This window comes from Pseudomonas sp. CFBP 8758 (assembly GCF_014841725.1).
In the GTDB taxonomy this organism is placed as follows: Bacteria; Pseudomonadota; Gammaproteobacteria; order Pseudomonadales; family Pseudomonadaceae; genus Aquipseudomonas; species Aquipseudomonas baltica.
Map to the genome: position 1 here is coordinate 362099 of NZ_JACYUK010000002.1, position 18916 is coordinate 381014.

Annotated in this window: 9 protein-coding genes; 1 reads left to right on the forward strand and 8 read right to left on the reverse strand. The window is 62.5% G+C overall.

Annotation, left to right across the window (positions count from 1 at the left end; all coding sequences use genetic code 11):
- Positions 1 to 24: 24 nt before the first annotated feature.
- The gene (gene pdxJ, locus IFT75_RS05510) at positions 25 to 768 is read left to right on the forward strand and encodes a pyridoxine 5'-phosphate synthase (RefSeq protein ID WP_192053694.1); all 744 of its coding nucleotides are present in this window, start codon (positions 25 to 27) and stop codon (positions 766 to 768) included.
- On the opposite strand, the gene IFT75_RS05515 is transcribed toward pdxJ, so the two are convergent.
- From IFT75_RS05515 to IFT75_RS05550, 8 genes are all read right to left on the reverse strand, one after another.
- The gene (locus IFT75_RS05515; RefSeq protein ID WP_192053696.1) at positions 765 to 1952 is read right to left on the reverse strand and encodes a M20 aminoacylase family protein; all 1188 of its coding nucleotides are present in this window, start codon (positions 1950 to 1952) and stop codon (positions 765 to 767) included. The two genes, pdxJ and IFT75_RS05515, sit on opposite strands and share 4 nt — an antisense overlap.
- 35 nt (positions 1953 to 1987) lie before the next feature.
- Positions 1988 to 3289, reverse strand: coding sequence for an MFS transporter (locus IFT75_RS05520; protein WP_192053698.1), 1302 nt, complete (start codon positions 3287 to 3289; stop codon positions 1988 to 1990).
- A 383-nt stretch (positions 3290 to 3672) separates the two neighbouring features.
- The gene (locus IFT75_RS05525; RefSeq protein ID WP_192053700.1) at positions 3673 to 4575 is read right to left on the reverse strand and encodes a LysR family transcriptional regulator; all 903 of its coding nucleotides are present in this window, start codon (positions 4573 to 4575) and stop codon (positions 3673 to 3675) included.
- Positions 4576 to 4629: 54 nt separating this feature from the next.
- On the reverse strand, positions 4630 to 5457 hold the full coding sequence (nadE, locus tag IFT75_RS05530; protein WP_192053702.1) for an ammonia-dependent NAD(+) synthetase: 828 nt from the start codon (positions 5455 to 5457) through the stop codon (positions 4630 to 4632).
- A 50-nt stretch (positions 5458 to 5507) separates the two neighbouring features.
- Positions 5508 to 5849: a CopM family metallochaperone gene (gene copM / locus IFT75_RS05535; RefSeq protein WP_122479352.1), complete on the reverse strand. Its 342-nt coding sequence runs from the start codon at positions 5847 to 5849 to the stop codon at positions 5508 to 5510.
- 161 nt (positions 5850 to 6010) lie between these two features.
- Positions 6011 to 8896, reverse strand: a complete 2886-nt coding sequence (locus IFT75_RS05540) for a ribonucleoside-diphosphate reductase subunit alpha (protein WP_122479351.1) — start codon at positions 8894 to 8896, stop codon at positions 6011 to 6013.
- Positions 8897 to 9427: 531 nt separating this feature from the next.
- A complete protein-coding gene (locus tag IFT75_RS05545) occupies positions 9428 to 13864 on the reverse strand; it encodes a SpvB/TcaC N-terminal domain-containing protein (protein ID WP_192053704.1) in 4437 nt (1478 codons plus the stop codon).
- Between the two features lie 108 nt (positions 13865 to 13972).
- On the reverse strand, positions 13973 to 18766 hold the full coding sequence (locus tag IFT75_RS05550; protein ID WP_192053706.1) for a Tc toxin subunit A-related protein: 4794 nt from the start codon (positions 18764 to 18766) through the stop codon (positions 13973 to 13975).
- Positions 18767 to 18916: the final 150 nt, after the last annotated feature.

Here is an 18916-nt window from a genome sequence, read left to right on the forward strand (position 1 = left end):
GCCTGGATTTTTCGGAGAGTTCTCGTGAATACCTGTAACCGCATTCTGCTGGGCGTCAACATCGACCACGTGGCGACGCTGCGCCAGGCCCGTGGCACGCGCTACCCCGATCCGGTCAAGGCCGCGCTCGACGCCGAGGAAGCCGGAGCCGATGGCATCACCGTGCATCTGCGTGAAGACCGTCGGCACATCCAGCCGCGCGACGTGCTGCTGCTCAAGGACGTGTTGCAGACCCGAATGAATTTCGAAATGGGCGTTACCGAGGCCATGCTGACCTTTGCCGAGCAGATTCGCCCGGCTCACGTCTGCCTGGTGCCTGAAACCCGCGAAGAACTGACCACCGAGGGCGGCCTGGACGTCGCCGGTCAGGAAGCCAAGATCAAGGCCGCCGTCGAGCGTCTGGGCAAGCTGGGGTGCGAGGTGTCGCTGTTCATCGATGCCGACGAGCGCCAGATCGAAGCCTCGAAGCGGGTGGGTGCGCCGGCTATCGAACTGCACACCGGCCGCTATGCCGACGCCCAGACCCCGACCGATGTCGCCGATGAGCTGCAACGAATCGTCGACGGCGTGGGTTTCGGTCTGGGCCACGGGCTGATCGTCAACGCCGGCCATGGTCTGCACTATCACAACGTCGAGCCGGTGGCCGCGATTCGCGGGGTCAACGAGCTGAACATCGGTCACGCGCTGGTGGCCCACGCGTTGTTCGTGGGCTTCAAGGCCGCGGTAGCCGAGATGAAGGCGTTGATTCAGGCGGCAAGCAAGCGCTAGTCGCCCAGTGGTTGCAGATAGTCTTCCACCAGTTTCGCCCAGCACGCGGCGCCCAAGGGAATGACCGCGTCGTTGAAGTCATAGTGGTCGTTGTGCACCGAGCAGCCATTGAACGATCCAGTGCCGTTCCCCAGGACGAAATAGCAGCCTGGGCGCTCGTTCAGCATCCAGGCGAAGTCCTCGCTGCCCATCAAGCGCACCGGCATCTGCTCCAACACATTGTCCGCACCCAACACCGCGCAGGCTGCGGCATGCATACGTGCGGTTTCTTCGGGCGCATTGACCAGCACGGGTGCCAGCAACCGGTATTCAATGGCTGCGGTGACGCCGAAGCTGGCTGCCTGCCCCTGCACGATTTCGCGGATCCGTTGCTCCACCTTTTCGCGTACGGCAGGCGTTGCGGTACGCACACCGAGCATCAGGGTGGCGCTCTCTGGAATGATGTTGTAGACGGTACCGGCGCGGACCTTGCCCACACTCACCACCGCAGCGTCGCTGGTCGAAAGGTTGCGCGAAACCACCGTTTGCAACGCCGTGATGATGCCTGCCAGGGCTGGTATAGGGTCAATGGCGCGTTCCGGCATGGCGCCATGGCCACCTCGGCCTGTCAGGGTAATCTGCACTTCTTCCGAAGACGCCATGAAGGCGCCGGACTGAACCACGGCCACCCCGACCGGCAAGCCGGGCATGTTGTGGAAGGCATAGACCGCGTCGCAGGGAAACCTGGCGAACAGGTCGGCTTGCAGCATCGAGCGCGCCCCCGTCAAACCTTCCTCGTCCGGCTGGAAAATCAAATTCAAGGTGCCGTCGAATCGAGCGTCTGCCGCCAGATGCTCCGCCGCCGCCAACAAGGTTGCAGTATGCCCATCGTGGCCACAGGCATGCATGCAGCCTGGGCGCTCGCTTGCCCAGGGCAGCCCGTTACGCTCCAGGATGGGCAATGCATCCATGTCCGCTCGGATGCCCAGCGTACGTGTGGATTGCCCGCGCCTGAGTACGCCCACAACGCCTTTGCCCACGTCGGCATGGACTTCATAACCCCATGCAGCGAGCCGTTCGGCCACGATTGCCGCGGTGCGACAGGTGTCGATCCCCAGTTCGGGGTGGCGGTGAATGTCTTGGCGCAGTGTCGCAAATCGTGTTGCAGTGCTGAGCAGGTGCGGGTGAACCATGGGCTCGCTCATGGGCATCTTCCTCTGTGTTGCAGTGTATTGAACGATCAGTCGCGGCCGGGATGCTCTGGCAGCAGGCGCAGGGCACACAGACTGAGCGCCACGGTGGCCAACAGGTACAGCGCCGGGGTCAATGGGTTGCCGGTGACGTTGATCAGCCATGTCACCAGCAGCGGTGAGAATCCACCGAACAGCGTCACACTGATGCTGTAGATGATCGACATGCCGGTCACGCGCTGTTCCCGGGGGAATGCTTCGAGCAGCATGGCCATGCTCGGCGCCAGTCCGATCGCCATCGGTAGAATCAGCAGGATAATGGCCACGATGCACAGCAGAACGTTCTCGTGGCTCAAGAGCATGAATGCCGGGTAGACCGTCAGCAGCGCCAGCCCGGTAACCCCATAGAGCAACGGCTTGCGGCGAATGAAACCGTCCGCATAACGGCCGGCGATGGGCGTAATGACGACGAGCAGGGCGCTGGCCAGGCCGACCAGGGCAAACCCCAGGCTCTGCGGGCGGCCAAGTGTCTGGGTCAGGTAGGTGGGCATGTAATAGACCACCATGTACATGGTCACGGTGGTCGCCGACATCCAGGCGATGCCTAGCATCAGGGTGCGGCTTTGCGTCTTGAGCAACTGTCCCAGCGAGGGTGCAGTGGCGGTGGCCGTGTGCGTTTCATCCAGATGCTGGCGGATGAACCAGCCGACCGGGCCGATCAGCAGGCCGATCACGAAGGGCACCCGCCATCCCCACTCCAGCAACGATGCCTCGCTGAGACTGCTGGTCAGCAGCAAGCCCGTGCCCGCACCCAGCAATGCGGCAGCGCCTTGACTGGCGCCCTGCCAGCTGACCACGAAGCAACGGTTGTCGGTGCGGCCCGACTCCATCATGAACGCCGACGCGCAACCCACTTCGCCACCGACCGAAAGCCCCTGCAGCAGCCGGGCGATCACCAGCAGGACACTGGCACTGATGCCGATACTGGCGTAGGTGGGTGTGAAGGCGATGATGCCGGTACCCACCGTCATCAGGGCAATGGTCAGCGACAGTGCAGCCTTGCGCCCTCGGCGGTCGGCGACTCGACCGATGAGCAACGCACCCAAGGGCCGCATGACGAAGCCGACGGCAAATGTCGCCAGAGACATGAGCAGCGAGGCCATGGGCGAGGACCCGGGAAAGAACAACTGACCGATGATGACTGCGAAAAAGCTGTACACGGTGAAGTCGTAGATCTCCAGGCCGTTGCCCAGGGAAGAAGCGATGATGACCCGACGCATCTTGTTGGGCTGCGGTGCGGGCGGTGCATCGGCGACAGGAAGAGGTGAATCGCTGGCAAGAGTGCTTTTCATAGGTAAGGCCTGTACCCGGAATCGTGGTGCGGGCCAGTGTCGGGGATGGGCTCAGTCACTGCACATCACATTTAATCAAGGGCTTATGGCTTGGTTTCGCTGGAGGCGTCGACTGATACCGGATGGCGCTGCTGGCGGGGAATGAGCGACCCGAAACCATCCAGATGAGTAGCGGAAAATGGGAAGGTTGGTAACCGTGGGAGCCGTTGCCTGCTGAGCTGAAGCCGTTTCATTCACTGACCGTAGGCTCTAGCCTGGGGATTCGGCAAAGTTGAGGGTCTGAAATTACGGTCCGTGCAAGGGCTTGAGTATTGCTCAACTCGAAATGTCTGAATCCGCTGTTTTGAAGGGGTCGCCGTCAGGGTATTGGTCCAAGTGGCCGTTTACGCAAAGCTGGCCTGCAGTTGACCGAACAACAGGCTCGCGGTCCGGGTCAGGTAGGCCTGGTTCACGCACACCACATTGACCGAAAAATCGGGAACCGCCTCTTGCAACCCAAGCGTATGCAGGTAGTTGGCCATATCGGTCATGCCCGCCCAGCAGGGTCCGAGAGCACTCTCACTGACCACCATCACGGCATCGCTCTCGATCAGCATCTTCAGCGCCAGATTCATTGCGGTGCATTCGAACACCTTGGACGGGCGGCCGAGCGCGCTGCCAGCGAACAGTTGATTGAACTGGGATTGGCTGTCTGCAACAGGATCGACGCTGATCCACTGGGCTTGCTGCAGTAACCGCAGCGATCTCACGTGGCGCAGCGGATGATCCTTGCGCACCGCCACGCTGCCGGGAATGCGGCACAGCGGCTGCCAGTCCAGGCCTACGGCATGGCTTGGCACTTGCGACGTCAGGGCAAAGTCCAGCAGGCCATCGCGCAGATGCTGCAGCAACTGGGCAGGGCGCATCTCCAGTACCTTCAGCGCGGCGTTTGGGTAGGTCTGCTGGAAACGCAGAAGGGTCTGTTGCAGTGGCGGCAGCAGCGCGGTGACGGGCGTCACTCCCAGGGTGATCTCGCTCACGGTCAGCCCCTTCATGTCTTCGATTTCCTGACGCGCTCGCCGCACGCTTTCCAGCGCCTGGCGAGCGTGGGTCAGCATGCGCTGGCCATGCTCGGTCAGGCTCATGCCTTTGTTGGAACGAACCAGAAGGGTAACCCCCAGTTCGTTTTCCAGTTCCTTCATCGCCCGGCTCAATGCCGACTGCGTCAGGTGCAGCACGTGCGAGGCGTCTTGCAGGCTCCCGGTTTCATGAATACAGACAAGTGCGCGCAGTTGATGCAATTTCATTGTGGGTTGATCTCCCTGACCTGTTCAGATGATCAACCGCACATCGAAGGGAAATCAAGGCGAAAACGGCAACACACGTTTGTGATGCGTCTGGTCGTACGCCTTCACGATAATCCCATAGGCTTCGTCGCCCACCGGCTCACCGTGGAGGAACGCGTCGATCTGCTGGTAGCTCACGCCGTGGGCGTCTTCGTCCGGCTTGCCGGGTCGCAGTTCTTCGAGGTCGGCCGTTGGCACTTTCATCACCAGATTGTCCGGTGCCCCAAGCCGGCGGGCGATGGCACGAACCTGGTTTTTCACCAGCCCGCTGAGCGGCGCCAGGTCGCACGCCCCATCACCGAACTTGGTGAAGAACCCCATGACGGCCTCGGCGGCATGGTCCGTGCCGATCACCAGCCCATTGTTGGCATTGGCGATGGTGTACTGTGCGACCATGCGGATCCGTGCCTTGACGTTGCCCATGACGAAATCGCGACGGGCATCGCTCAGACCGTGCAGTTGTGCTGTCTGCTGGGCAAGGCCTTGCACGGCATCGGCGATGTTCACCGTTTCTTCGACATCCGCCTTGATGAAGCGCAACGAGGCGGCAGCGTCGTCCTCGTCGTGCTGGACGTTGTAGGGCAGGCGCACTGCGATGAATCGGTAGTCAGGGTCGCCGCTGCTCTCGCGCAGTTCCTCGATGGCCACCTGGGCCAGGCGCCCGGCCGTGAGCGAATCGACGCCGCCGCTGATGCCCAGTACTAGAGCCTTCAAGCCGGCCGTGGTCAGACACTGCTTGATGAACGCCTTTCGGCGTTCCATTTCCTGGTCGATGGCGTGGTCGTCGGCGAACGGCGGGATCACGGCCAGGGCGGCTGCGATTTCGCTTTGGCGGTTGCTCATGGGCGGACTCCTTGAAGTGGGGGGCGAGCGCGATAGGGCGAAAGCTTACATCACTTCTGATGCTTCTTGACCCACGTCTCCATCTGATCGATTTCCGCCTGCTGGGCTTTGATGATGTCCTCGGCCAGCTTGCGCATCTCAGCGTCCTTGCCGTATTTCAACTCGATCCTGGCCATGTCCAGTGCGGCCTTGTGGTGGGCCAGCATGCCTTTGGCGAAAGCAACGTCGGCGTCGGTTTCCATGCCGCCTTCGTGCATGGATTTCTGCATGGTCTCCATGCTCATCATGTACTCGTGCTGCATTGGGGTCATGTCGCTGTTGCTGTGCGACATTTCGGCGGCAAAGGCTGGGGCGGCCATACAGGCCAGGAGCAGGGCAGCGGTGGTTTTCATGGTAGTGACCAATCCGAGGTGGGTTCGAGGGGTTGACGGGTAACCGTGGGGAAGGTTCCCCGTGCGGTGTTTCGGGATGTGCGAGAACAGCGTCCGCGCGCCGAGCACAAAAAAGCCCGCTTCACGTTACCGTGAGGCGGGCTTCAGGGTCTAGCGGTCGCTTACTGGCAAGCTTCGCAATCCGGCTCGTCGATTGCACAGGCCTTTGGCACGGGTGCCGGGCCTGCTGGCGCGGCCTGCATCGGCGCGCTGTTGCCGCCGCTCGACACTGCATTGAGATTGCTGGTGCTGATGGTCGACTTCTCGGTGCTGGTCGCGGCCAGGGCACGGAGGTAGTAGGTGGTCTTCAGACCACGGTACCAGGCCATGCGGTAGGTCACGTCGAGCTTCTTGCCCGAAGCGCCGGCGATGTACAGGTTCAGCGACTGGGCCTGGTCGATCCACTTCTGGCGACGGCTGGCTGCGTCGACGATCCACTTGGTGTCCACTTCGAACGCGGTCGCATAGAGGTCTTTCAATTCCTGCGGGATGCGTTCGATCTGCTGTACCGAGCCGTCGTAGTACTTCAGGTCGTTGATCATGACCGAGTCCCACAGGCCGCGCTCTTTCAGGTCGCGAACCAGGTAGGGGTTGATCACGGTGAACTCGCCCGACAGGTTCGATTTCACGTACAGGTTCTGGTAGGTCGGTTCGATCGACTGCGACACGCCGGTGATGTTGGCGATGGTCGCGGTCGGCGCGATGGCCATGATGTTCGAGTTGCGAATGCCTTTCTGCACGCGCGCACGTACCGGCGCCCAGTCCAGCGATTCGTTGAGGTCGACATCGATGTACTTCTGGCCACGGGCCTCGATCAGGATCTGTTGCGAATCCAGCGGCAGGATGCCCTTGGACCACAGCGAGCCCTGGAACGTCTCGTAGGCGCCACGCTCGTCGGCGAGGTCGCACGACGCCTGGATGGCGTAGTAGCTGACCGCTTCCATCGACTTGTCGGCGAACTCGACGGCGGCATCGGAACCGTACGGGATGTGCTGTTTGTACAGCGCATCCTGGAAGCCCATGATGCCCAGGCCGACCGGGCGGTGCTTGAAGTTGGAGTTGCGCGCCTGCGGCACCGAGTAGTAGTTGATGTCGATCACGTTGTCGAGCATGCGCACGGCGGTGTTGATGGTGCGCTCGAGCTTGGCGGTGTCCAGCTTGCCGTCGGCAATGTGGTTCGGCAGGTTGATCGAGCCCAGGTTGCAGACCGCGATCTCGTCCTTGTTGGTGTTCAGGGTGATCTCGGTGCACAGGTTCGAGCTGTGGACCACGCCCACGTGCTGCTGCGGCGAGCGCAGGTTGCACGGGTCCTTGAAGGTCAGCCATGGATGGCCGGTTTCGAACAGCATCGAGAGCATCTTGCGCCACAGGTCTTTGGCCTGGACGGTCTTGAATACCTTGATCTTGTTGTACTCGGTCAGCGCTTCGTAGTACTCGTAGCGCTCCTCGAAGGCCTTGCCGGTCAGGTCGTGCAGGTCCGGCACTTCGTTGGGCGAGAACAGGGTCCACTTGCCGTCGTCGAAGACGCGCTTCATGAACAGGTCGGGGATCCAGTTGGCGGTGTTCATGTCGTGGGTACGACGACGGTCATCACCGGTGTTCTTGCGCAGCTCGATGAATTCCTCGATGTCCAGGTGCCAGGTTTCCAGGTACGCGCAGACCGCGCCCTTGCGCTTGCCGCCCTGGTTCACTGCCACGGCGGTGTCGTTGACGACCTTCAGGAAAGGTACGACGCCTTGGGATTTACCGTTGGTGCCCTTGATGTACGAGCCCAGCGCGCGAACGGGGGTCCAGTCGTTGCCCAGGCCGCCGGCGAATTTGGACAGCATGGCGTTGTCGTGGATCGCGCCGTAGATGCCCGACAGGTCGTCCGGTACGGTGGTCAGGTAGCAGCTCGACAGCTGCGGACGCAGGGTGCCGGCGTTGAACAGGGTCGGGGTCGAGGCCATGTAGTCGAAGGACGACAACAGGTTGTAGAACTCGATCGCACGGTCTTCCTTGTTCTTCTCTTCGATCGCCAGGCCCATGGCCACGCGCATGAAGAAGATCTGCGGCAGTTCGAAACGCACGCCATCCTTGTGGATGAAGTAGCGGTCGTACAAGGTCTGCAGGCCCAGGTAGGTGAATTGCTGATCGCGCTCGTGGTTGATCGCCCGGCCCAGTTTTTCCAGGTCGAAGGTGGCCAGCACGGGGTTCAGCAGTTCGAACTCGATACCCTTGGCGATGTAGGAGGGCAGCGCTTTGGCGTACAGGTCGACCATCTCGTGGTGCGTGGCGCTTTCAGCCACTTCCAGGAAGCTCAGGCCTTCGGCGCGCAAGGTGTCCATCAGCAGGCGGGCGGTGACGAACGAGTAGTTCGGCTCGCGCTCGACCAGGGTGCGCGAGGTCATCACCAGGGCGGTGTTGACGTCGGTGAGGGCCACGCCGTCGTACAGGTTCTTCAGGGTTTCCTTCTGGATCAGGCCACCGTCGACTTCGGCCAGGCCTTCGCAGGCTTCGTTGATGATGGTGTTCAGGCGGCCCATGTCCAACGGCGCCAGGCTGCCGTCGGCCTTGGTGATGCGGATGCTGGGGTGCGCTTCGACCGGTGCATCGGCCGGAGTGCGGGTGGCGCGCTCCTTGGAGCGCTCGTTGCGGTAGATCACGTAGTCGCGCGCGACCTTCTGCTCGCCGGCGCGCATCAGGGCCAGTTCGACCTGGTCCTGGATCTCTTCGATGTGGATGGTGCCACCCGATGGCATGCGCCGCTTGAAGGTGGCGGTGACCTGTTCGGTCAGGCGCGCGACGGTGTCGTGGATGCGCGACGAGGCGGCGGCGTTGCCGCCTTCAACTGCAAGGAACGCCTTGGTGATGGCCACGGTGATCTTGTCGTCGGTGTAGCCGACCACGGTACCGTTGCGCTTGATCACGCGCAGTTGGCCTGGAGCGGTCGCGGCCAGATCCAGATTGGCATCGTTGGCCTGCGGCGCCTTGGCCGGCGAGTTCTCGCGAGTTGTGTCGGTTTGCATGGGGTGAGTATCTCCACGTTCAAAAATTTGAGCGGACGCCAATCGTTGGGTCCGTCACCGAAAAGCTGTCCGCGGAAGGCCGAGGCCTTCAGCCGGGTGTAGGAAAGAGCGGAAAATGCGGCCGTCCGCAGGTAGCGGCAGGCGGAGAATTCGTGGGCGAAAAAACTCGGGGAAAGCACGCTGCAAGGGCTTGAGTTCTTGCTTTGACTTATGCTTGGTTTTTCAGGCGAAACCCTACATGTAGTGGTTTTGCGCGCCGGGGATACAAGATAATGCGGTCTGGGGGTCATTGCAAGGTGCCAGACTGTGGATAACATGTGGGTATTGTGTGGGTGACGGCGCTAGCCCGCGCCGTGTCTGGACTGGAGGCAAATGACCGTTTGTCCCCAGACTTTTGGTGAACCTCGCCACAGGCCCACTAGACAACTGACGCTCACCGGGCTTGGCAAGCGACGCTGTCACTTCATGGCTCGACAGGGCGGCGACATGCCGCCCTGCGAGCAGTGTCCGCCGGGCTAGCGGCGGCAGGGATCAAGCCTCGGCAGCGCGCATCGCCAGCACCTCCTCGGCCGTGTCGTTCTCGTCTTCGCTGATGCTGTACCAAGGGGTATGGCGCTGGCGGCGCAACCAGCCCGCCGCAGTCCAGGTTTCCGTCGGCCGTCCCAGGGCGTCATAGCGCTGCAGATCATGGTAGCTGTGCTCGGCATCGCGATGGCTGGCGTCATCGATATAGCGATCACTGTTGGCGAAGTACGGACGGTACACACGAATCACCTGTCCCTTGGTGTCGTACTCCACGCGCTGGCTGACCCGCCAGCGTGGATCGGCATGGGCATCCTCGGCCAGCAGCATGCCGTCACCGTCCACCTGGTGGGCCTTGCCGGGCTCGACCCGCTGCTTGCTTTGCAGGTTGCGCCCGAAGCCGTCGAAGCTCTCGATGCTCATGCGTACCTGGCGCTCGGGGTCGCCGGGGTAGCGATCGGCCTGGAACGCCGCCACGCGAACCGGCTGGCGAGGATAGCTGGCCAGTGGCGCCAGAGTCTCGGCGACCGCGTCGGCCAACAGGCCCTGCTGCCATCCCTTGCGAGCCGAGGCACGCAACTGCCCACTCAGGGTCACGCGACCGGCCATTACCTGCTCGCCCAGCGCGTAGCTGTCGGTCACACCAACGGCGGGCACCTCGCCCATCCAGGCATCGCCTTCATGGATATAGGCCATGGCCCAGTCACCCAGGCCAGCGGCGTCGTCGGCAATCGCTTCGGCAATACTGCCGGCCATGGTCTGGCCCTGCAACGGTGCAAAGCCCACCGGCTCGCCCATCTCGGTGCCGAAGAAGCTGCTCAGCGACAAGCGTCCGAAGGCGTCATAGCTGGCTTGCTGGCGATTGTCGTTGGGGTCGACCACGTCCACCGGCTGCAAGTGCCGGTAGTCATACCGTGCCTGGGTAGTGCAGCCATCGGCGGCGATTACCTTCACTGGCAGCAACTGGTAGGCATCGTACTGCACGCGTGTTTCACCCATCGCGGGGCTCTGCCGGTAGGCCTGGACCTTGTAGAACGCCTGGGCGTCGCCGTAGGTGGCATACCCCTGGCGCACCGACCACAGCACGCGGTCCGGCTCTTCGGGCAGGAATGCCGGCATGGGTTGATAACCCAGTTCCACCAGCTTGGCGTCCAGCGCCTGCGGTTCCAATACCTCTTCATAGGCTTGCAGCGCTGCTTCATCCAGCTCAGCCGCCTCGGCGAAGTCGGCCAGGGCGAGGAAACTGGCGCTGCCGTCACTGCACCCTTGATAGCGTTGCATGCTCAAGGCGGTCAGGGTCCTGGGCGCGCTGTTGCCCAACAGCCCATCGTCACGCAACAGCGCTTCGTAGCCGAGCTGGTCCAGTGTCACGTCGGCCTTGGGCAGCGACCAGGCGTTGCCCCGTGCACGGTAGGGCAGGTGCAAGCGCCAGTACTGTGGGTCATCGGCCAGATGGATGGCTTGGGTACGGCTTTCGCTGAAGTAATAGCGATGCTGGGCCGGGTCGAACGCATCTCGCCACCAGGTCTGCTCGTGTTCGTCGCTGTAGGGCGGGGTGTCGATCTCGTGCTTGCGCCGGGCATAGGCGATGCTGACCGCGTGGGTCACTGCGCCGAACGCATCGGCGCGCAATTGCACGCTGTGGCTGCATTGCGGGTCGTCGGCGATGCGCTCGTACTGGTAGCTCAGGGTTTCCAGGGTCATGGGCAGCAGGGTGGCGTAACGCTGCCCGGCGCTGCGCGGTTGCAGCAGGCGCAGGGCAGGGCGTTGTACCTGCACCGAATAAGGCACCGCCGCGCAGGCTTGACCGTCCAGGCCGAACACTTCGGTGCGCAGCACCTGACCGCTGAGCGCCCGGGCCATGTCGTGGCGCAAGCCTTCGTCCTGTTCGGTGACGATGCTGTCATTGCCGGTCTGGGCATCGTGGCGCAGCAGCAGAATCGGGCCCAGTGTCCGTGCCTGCGGATCATGCTCGACGGTGCCATGCAGGACTTCATCCACTGCTCGGCCGGTGTGGTACCAGGTCTTGGTCAGCAGCACTGGCGAGGTTGGCTCGGCACTCGCCGACGGCGCTTCGGAGTCCGTGGCGATTACCAGGCCGAAGCCACGCATCTCGCGCTCACGGCCATCGTAATGACCTCGGCGATACTGCACGCGCTGGCTCAAGGTATTGCCGGTGATCTCGTCGTGCTGGGTCTGGCCCACCACCACGTGCACCGGAAACGGCAGTTCGGCAACCGGTGTGAGCCCTGCGGCCAGCCGTTCGGCTTTTTCATCCAGCCATTCCTGAGCCGAACTGCGGTAGCAGGCCTGGGTGTCGGCGCCCATGTTGTTGTTCGACCCCACCAGCAGATAGGGCTTGCGACCTGAATTGAAGTCCAGCTGCCAATGCTGTCCCGGCAGGTGCGGTACGCTGAGCACCAGGCTCGAACAGCCCAGCCCCTGCAAGTCGGCGACACTCACCTGCCAAGTGTTGTCGTAGCGCAGGCCTTGGGGCCAGGCCTGCAGCACCGGTTCGGCAAAGCCGTTGCCGCTCTGGTTCAGGAACACCTGCGCATGCTCGCTGCTCAGGTAGATCAGGTCGGCGGCGCCGGAGCCATCCAGGTCAGCCAGACGTACCCGCGACGCATCGAACTCACCGAAGGCAAACGGCAGGCTGGCCATCTTGAAGCTTTTGCCGAACATGCCGCGGCCCAGGTTCGGCCAGCAGCGCAGCTCGTCATGGCGGATGCGGATCAAGTGCTGCTGGCCACTGCCCAGCACGTCGCTGAACGCCACCAACTCATGCTGGCTGTTGCTGGCCAATGGCAGCGCGTCGTCGGCGTGGGCAACGTCACGGGGCAGGGCGAAGCCTTTGTCGCGCGCGCTGGGGTACAGGCGCACGCTGCGGCTGCCGATCATCGCGAAGTCGCGCAGGCCATCCCCAACGAGGTCGGCCATCTGCCCTTCGGCATTGAAGAACTCCAATGGAAAGGCATCGAACGGCTGGAAACCGGACCAGGCTCGATCGTTGCCCAAGGTGAAGAAACCGCTGTACCCGGGCTGGGCAACGATCCAATCCAGACGGCCGTCGCCGGTCAGGTCGCTGAGGAACTGGCGAGCGGGCTTGCGCGCGTCCGCGACCGGTTGCCTGGGCAATTGCTGCCAAGGTGCGTAGGCCACGGCATCTGGGTCGGCCGAGTCATCGCCGCGCACCGGTTCGCGGTAGCGCCAACTGTCGTCCTGGCGGTAGAGCACGCCGGGCAGGCCCTCGCCGTACAGGTCAACCAACTGATAGGTCTGGCCATCGTCGAGGCCCGGCATCGCTTCGAACTCGCGGTAACGCGCGTCTTCGAAGCGTAAATGCTCGTAGCGAAATTCCAGCGGCGGCTGTTCGACCATCTCGGTGCCTTCACAGGCCTGAGCGATGGCGGCCGTCAGCAGGCTGTAACCGTGACACTGGCGATATTCCAGCCACAAGCGGTTGACCAGCACGGGCGCGCTGCCCAGTTCGTCGAACCGATGGAACATCAGCACCTGATGGCACCGCCGCAAGCTGCGCAGTTCGAAACCGTAGGCAAAGTTGGCGATGGGGTCGGGCCGCAGCGGCCAGGGCTGGCTGGCGGCGTAGGTCGGTACGCTGCCCTGCTCGATGGCGCGTTCGCCATAGTCCAGCACCAGGTCGAAATGCCAATGCTCGGGCAGGCTCGCTTCATCCCACAAATACAGCGGTGCATGGGCGGTGAAGTTGCCATAGCGCACGCGGCTCAGGTAGCGCTGGGCGCTGTGGTCGCGTTCATCGCCTTCAGCCAGACCAACGCCGTCTTCGGCGCGGTACTCGTAGACGACGTGATCGCCGGTGGGCGTTACCGATTCCTCCAGCAGCCATTCGCCCACCTGCTGCGGCGCGTGGGCTGGGAAGACGCGCGCACTGGCGCGCTTGCCGTACAGGTGCAGGCCGCCATCGCTCCCATGGACCAGCCAGAACCCGGCGTCGGCATCGTCCAGCTGCCAATGCTCGATACGCGCGAAGCTGCCTTCCACTCTGGGGCAGTGGCGAGTCACTCGGTAACTGGCCCCCAGCGCCTGGCCGCGAAAGGTATGGACGGTGGTGCTGACGATGACGCCTTGGGCGTCGCGCTGTGGCAGCAGGACATCACCGCCCGGGCCGACCATTTCGTCGTCGGCGGTGTACGCCGGCACGCCTTTTTGCGTGCGCCGGGCGATGCTCTGGCGGCTCAGCCCCCAGCCCATGCCGCAGGGGCCGTTACCGGCGCCGCTGCTGTAGCTCAAGCCCAGTTGTGGGGTGGCGCCGCGGCCAGGTGAGAGTGGCAGCGCGATGCTGAACGAGGCAGCGCCGCTGGCGCCCACCGAGCCCCAGCCCTTGCCGATGCTCTGGATGGCGCCGCCGCCTTTGGGGAGTGAAGGCGTGTTGATCGCCAGTGGGGTGTCGTGGTGTGTATTCATGAGTAGGTATCACTGAAGATGGGATAGAGACCGAGCGCGTGGCCCGGTCCTTTGAATGATGAGTCGCCTTGTTTGCGAGCCTTCTGCCCGCGAAAGCGACCGCCCGAACTACGCCGACTTCGCCGTGTAGCTAACCCGCACGATCACATCGCTCAACGCCGCCAACAGCTCGGGCGTGGAGCGGGTGAAACGCAGGTTCCAGGTCGACACCGCGCCGGTGCCCTCGAACGGCAGGTAGCGCTCGTCGTCGAAGTTCAGGGTGAACATGCCGTCGTCGTCGACACCGCTGGACAGGGCGATCTGTTGGCTGGCGCGCATGTTTTCCCAGACGTTGGCACCCACCGTGTCGGCCATTTCCACCTTGCTGTAGGTTTGCGTAAGGACGGCCGCCAGGTCCTCGTAAGGGCCCAGCACCGCTGGCAAGGTCACGCTGACGCGCTTGATGCGGCGCAGGTACTGGCCGGGGTAGTCGTTGTCGAAGAGGCCCTGTTCCAGCTTGATTTCCAGCCCACCGGTCTTGCCCAGGTCCTCGACGATGGTCGCCCACGGCTTGGCCTCGGTTTCCTGCAGACGGCGCACAGATACGGTCTTGGTGATCTCCAGCGAGCGCGCATTGCGTTGCAGGTACGCCGCTTCCATCTTCATCAGGTTCAGCTTGAGCGACTCACCGGCGGTGAGGCCGCGGTAGCTGTCCTTCCAGGCTCCCGGCTGAATGAAACGGGTCTTCAGGTCGGCGATCTCGTACTGCCAGCAGGCTTCGGCCGCCAGGCACAGCGACAGGGTGGTGTCGTAGGCCTGGTAGTAGAAGGTGGCGAACTGGCCGTTGAGCCATTGGTAGAGCTGGGCATTGGTGAAGCGTTTGTTGAGGAACTGATAGGTGGTGGCCGCTTGATCGACCATCAGTTCGGTCTGCCGCAACTGCTCGGCGGTGACCTTGGCCTGCTCGTCGTGCACCGCCAGTTGCGCATCGATCTGCTCGATCTCGCGTTTGGCCTGGTCTTCGGCGTGCATCCATTCCTGATGGCGACGACGGTATTGCTCGGTACGGTCCAGGGCTTCGGCTGCACCATGGAACGCGGTGGCCATGCCCTGCGCCACGGCGGTGGCAATACCGGTGACGCCTTCCAGGCGCCAGCCGCCCGTGGTGGCGCCGACGATTGCGCCACCGGCCATGCCGGCGATCACACCGCCCACTGCACCGACCTGATTGGGCGCTACCTTGAGGCCCTCGCCGATGGCCTGGGAGACGAAGCCCACCCCTTCGGCGACTCGACCTTGCAGGTGCAGGGCGCCGGCAGACACTTCGCCGGCGCTCACGACTTCAGAAGCCAGGGTGGCGTAATGGCTCAAGCGATTTTCAGCGATTGCACGACTGGCCAACAGCGCCTTGCGGCCTTCGGCCTCCACACCCTGAACCAGCTGCTGCAGGACGATGGCCTGCTTGGCCATGTCCCAGGCTTGCTGCTGTTGCATTTCCTGCAGTTGAGCGTTGTCCTTGCGTTCGAGCAGCGACAGCAGCGTACTGCCGAACTGGATCAGGTTTTCCACTGCAGCACTGGCACGGTTGTACATGACGCTGAAACGGTAGTGCGGGATTTCCTGGCCGAGCAACCGACCGCTACCGCCCCCGGCGGCTGCGGAGCCGAACGCCGACATCAGCGCGCGTGGATCCAGCGGTGCGGCGAACAGTGGCAACTGCAGCGGCTTGCCGTCCAGGGTGTGGTTATGGCGCAGGTTGCGCAGCCGCGCTTCGGCAGTGTCCCAGTTCTGCACCAGTTCGCGGTTCAGGGCCACGCGGAAATGCGGGCTGTCGAGTTCGGCCAGCGAAGGGTCGACCGCAAAAGGCATGAGCGCCAGCGGCGGCTGCTGGAAGATGATAAGTGACCGACCGTCGTTCTCGGCGGCACTTTCGGCGACCAGGCGCTCCTGCTCGATCAAACGTTGCTCGAACGCGCGCAGCCCGCCACTGACCGAATCCGACAGCTTTTTCAGCGTCAGCGGCTTCCAGCCACTGACCAGGCGCTTGTCCGGACGCGGGCCCAACAGGTCCAGTACGCGCACATACCAAAGCTTGGCTTCGTTCAACGCATCCGGCGTCAACTGGCGATACGCCGCATCGCCGCGGTCCAGCAGGTTGCGAACGAAGTGGCTGTACACCGCCTTGCGGTAGTGCACCGGGTTGTCGCTGGCGATGCCGTCCGGATCGATCGGCGCGCGGGTGGCACGCTCGCGGCTCAGGTCGTCCACCAGCGGGCGCACGTTCCAGTAGTCGGGACGGCCGCTGCTGTCGGCGCGTCGGCTCGGGTCGAAGATGAAGCTGAGCCAGTGCTCGGCTTCGCTGAACTGTTGCTCGGTGTTCAGGCGGTGGCTGATAAGGAACGGCAGGTGGAAGAACAGTTCCCAGAAGTACAGGCCGTTGGCGCCTTTGAAGTCCATCAGCGGGTCTTGACCCCCCGCGCTCAGCGCTGGTTCTGGTTGGTTCTGCGTTTCCCAGGACAGCAGGTTTTCCAGAGAAATGTTGGCGCGTTCGATCAGATTGCGCGCAAACAGCGTGTTCATGCGAATGGGTCTACGGGCACCATTATTGGCATCGTTTCGGGCGACGGTCGACCCGGTGAAGTCGATGAATTCAGCGGTCCCCAAGGTCGGATGGGCATGCAGGGATATCTTGGGCGCGCGCAGTGCATCCTGGCTGCCGATGGCTTGCAACTCGATCTTGGTGGCTTTGACGCAATGGCCGGCACTACTGACGGCCCCGCTTGTGTCGTGGGTAACATAGACACCGTGCATCACGGTAAAGCTATTGTCAGGCCAACTGGTGGACCAGCCCGGTCGCAGGGTCTCTGGATCAATGGGAATGGTGATGGTCCGCGCATGCTGCGTGGGTAACAGTTCGAAGCTAACACCTGCGACGCTCAAATTTACTTTGTCGAGCATGCTGGCAGGGGTAGGGGTGTTCATCGAGGACGGACGGGCAAGGAAGTGCTGATAGCGAGTGGTCACCGATGGTGGAATCGCGCAGGTATACTCTGCACGAACCGGAAGAATGAAAACTTCAGGCTGATAGATCCATAGGGTTGATCCGCCACCGTTGCCGATATGGTCGATTAGGTATCGCAGCATCGCCATGTTTACGTACTTGCCGACTAAGTTCGCGCTGCCACCAGCAGCGTTCAAGTTCACAGCTCCGCCGCTGGCGCTGTCACTTAGGAGGGAGTTGAATGGTTCGAGACTGGCGAAAATCCAGAATTGAAAGGCACCGTTGCGTTTGTACGGTCCTGTGGCCGAAAACGTCGAGCTCTCCGTCAGTTTCACCCAGCCCGTAGTGGCATTTGTGGCCGGTAGAGAGAGGGAAATGACGCAGTCGTGAGTGCCCGTAACCGTCAACACGATCTTCGTCGGGGTGCTGCGGCGTGTGAAGGCTTGCGCTACATCTGTGGTGAACGTGAGTTTGTTGTCGGCGGCGTTGAATCTTACTGAGCTTCCACTCTGACTCTGAGCGATCCGGCTTTGCCAGCCTTCATGGTTCCAGCCTCTGATGCCAGCCGCGTTATTGGTATGAGGAGCAGTGGTGGTGACTGATTTGATCGTGATCGTTGCCCCGGCCATAGGGAATTGAAAACGACCGGCATTGGCATTTCCCAACAGCCTGCACGCGCGCAATACCAAGGTGCGCATTGCGCCGGTGTCACCGGTGTTGTTGTCCACCAAGCCTCGCATAGGGAAAAGCGCAATCGCGTTGAAGTTCTTGTCAAGCTTCAAGGTCTTGAGCATTTTGTAGGTGTCGTTGCTGCCGTCGGCGCTGCTGCCAGCGTTGTATCCGCCATACATGGCCAGCAATAGCGCCTCTGGCGACGTGGAAGTGTCCACCACAGCGATGACATTCACGTCCAGAGAGCCATCGGCGCTGATTACTGCGTGCTGGTCTGCCTCGACTTCCAGATAGCACTGGGGCGCGCTCCAGCTGTCGTCGTATTTCTTGTAGGTGATATTCAACCTTAGCTTGGCAGAGCTTTTTGGCTTGGCGTTTTCGAGCGTCCGATGCGGATAAGTGTTACCGGTCCCAGGCGGCGTAGCCTCGAGCTCGCCCGTTTGAGCGGGCTCCAGACCCTTTGCGTGCTCCACCCACACCACGAACAAGCGGTTATTGAAGTACACCGGACGGATGGTCTTCTCGATGGCGCCGTCGGAGATCGGCAGGTTTGCCCGTTTCCAATCCGACCAAGCCCCTGGGTTCGGATTGTCCACCTTCGGCCCTTGAGTACCACTGACGTAGGTACGTTCGGCCATGTTCACCGAGCGCCAGTAGTAGGCGCCCTCGGCGCGGGACTTGCCGATGAAGTAGTAGGTGGACTCTTTGAAGTCGGTGCCGGCGATGTAACCGTTGATGATGCTCAGATTGGCCACTTCCTCGAAGCTGGCCAGGTAGTTCTGCACCGCCTCCTGAGTAGTGTCCAAACTGATGCGGTTCTGATTGATGTCGTTCTCGAGCTGCTGGAAATAGCTGGATTTCTTCATCCGCAGCGAGGGGTCAATGTACAGCGAGGGGTACCAGGCCAACTGCTGGTTGGCGGCCCACAACGGGTACTGGCTACGCTGGTCGCGCCATTCGCCGAGCAGCGCTTCGCTGAAGCGTACGTCGTTGTAACCCGGCTCCATGCCCAGCAGCGCGCCGTTGATGTACTGCTGCAGACTGGCGATGGCACTGGCTACGGGGCTGGTTTCCACGGCCTGGGTGACCTGGGTGTCCAGCAGCAGGTATTCGTACAGGTCGTTTTCGGTTTTCAGTTTATTGGCCAGGCCAAGGTCGGCCAGGGTGGCGTCGTTGGGCACGACTTCGCCCAGGTAGTAGGCGACGAGGGCGTCGCGAAAGCTTTCGTTGAGTGTGGCTGCGATGGTCATGCAATGAGTTCCGTTATTGAGGATGTATGGATGGGTGTCAGGCCCGGCCCCCTCGCGGGGAGAGGGCTCAGCCGCCCGCCCCGCTCCCACAGAGTGCTGTGGTGCAGCGACGATCCCCTGTGGGAGTGGGGCGGGCGGCTGAGCCCTCTG

Excerpts from the sequence above, each read along its gene's own strand:
- IFT75_RS05515 (WP_192053696.1), bottom strand. The coding sequence starts at position 1,952 with ATGAGCGAGCCCATGGTTCACCCGCACCTGCTCAGCACTGCAACACGA.
- IFT75_RS05520 (WP_192053698.1), bottom strand. The coding sequence starts at position 3,289 with ATGAAAAGCACTCTTGCCAGCGATTCACCTCTTCCTGTCGCCGATGCA.
- IFT75_RS05525 (WP_192053700.1), bottom strand. The coding sequence starts at position 4,575 with ATGAAATTGCATCAACTGCGCGCACTTGTCTGTATTCATGAAACCGGG.
- nadE (WP_192053702.1), bottom strand. The coding sequence starts at position 5,457 with ATGAGCAACCGCCAAAGCGAAATCGCAGCCGCCCTGGCCGTGATCCCG.
- copM (WP_122479352.1), bottom strand. The coding sequence starts at position 5,849 with ATGAAAACCACCGCTGCCCTGCTCCTGGCCTGTATGGCCGCCCCAGCC.
- IFT75_RS05540 (WP_122479351.1), bottom strand. The coding sequence starts at position 8,896 with ATGCAAACCGACACAACTCGCGAGAACTCGCCGGCCAAGGCGCCGCAG.
- IFT75_RS05545 (WP_192053704.1), bottom strand. The coding sequence starts at position 13,864 with ATGAATACACACCACGACACCCCACTGGCGATCAACACGCCTTCACTC.
- IFT75_RS05550 (WP_192053706.1), bottom strand. The coding sequence starts at position 18,766 with ATGACCATCGCAGCCACACTCAACGAAAGCTTTCGCGACGCCCTCGTC.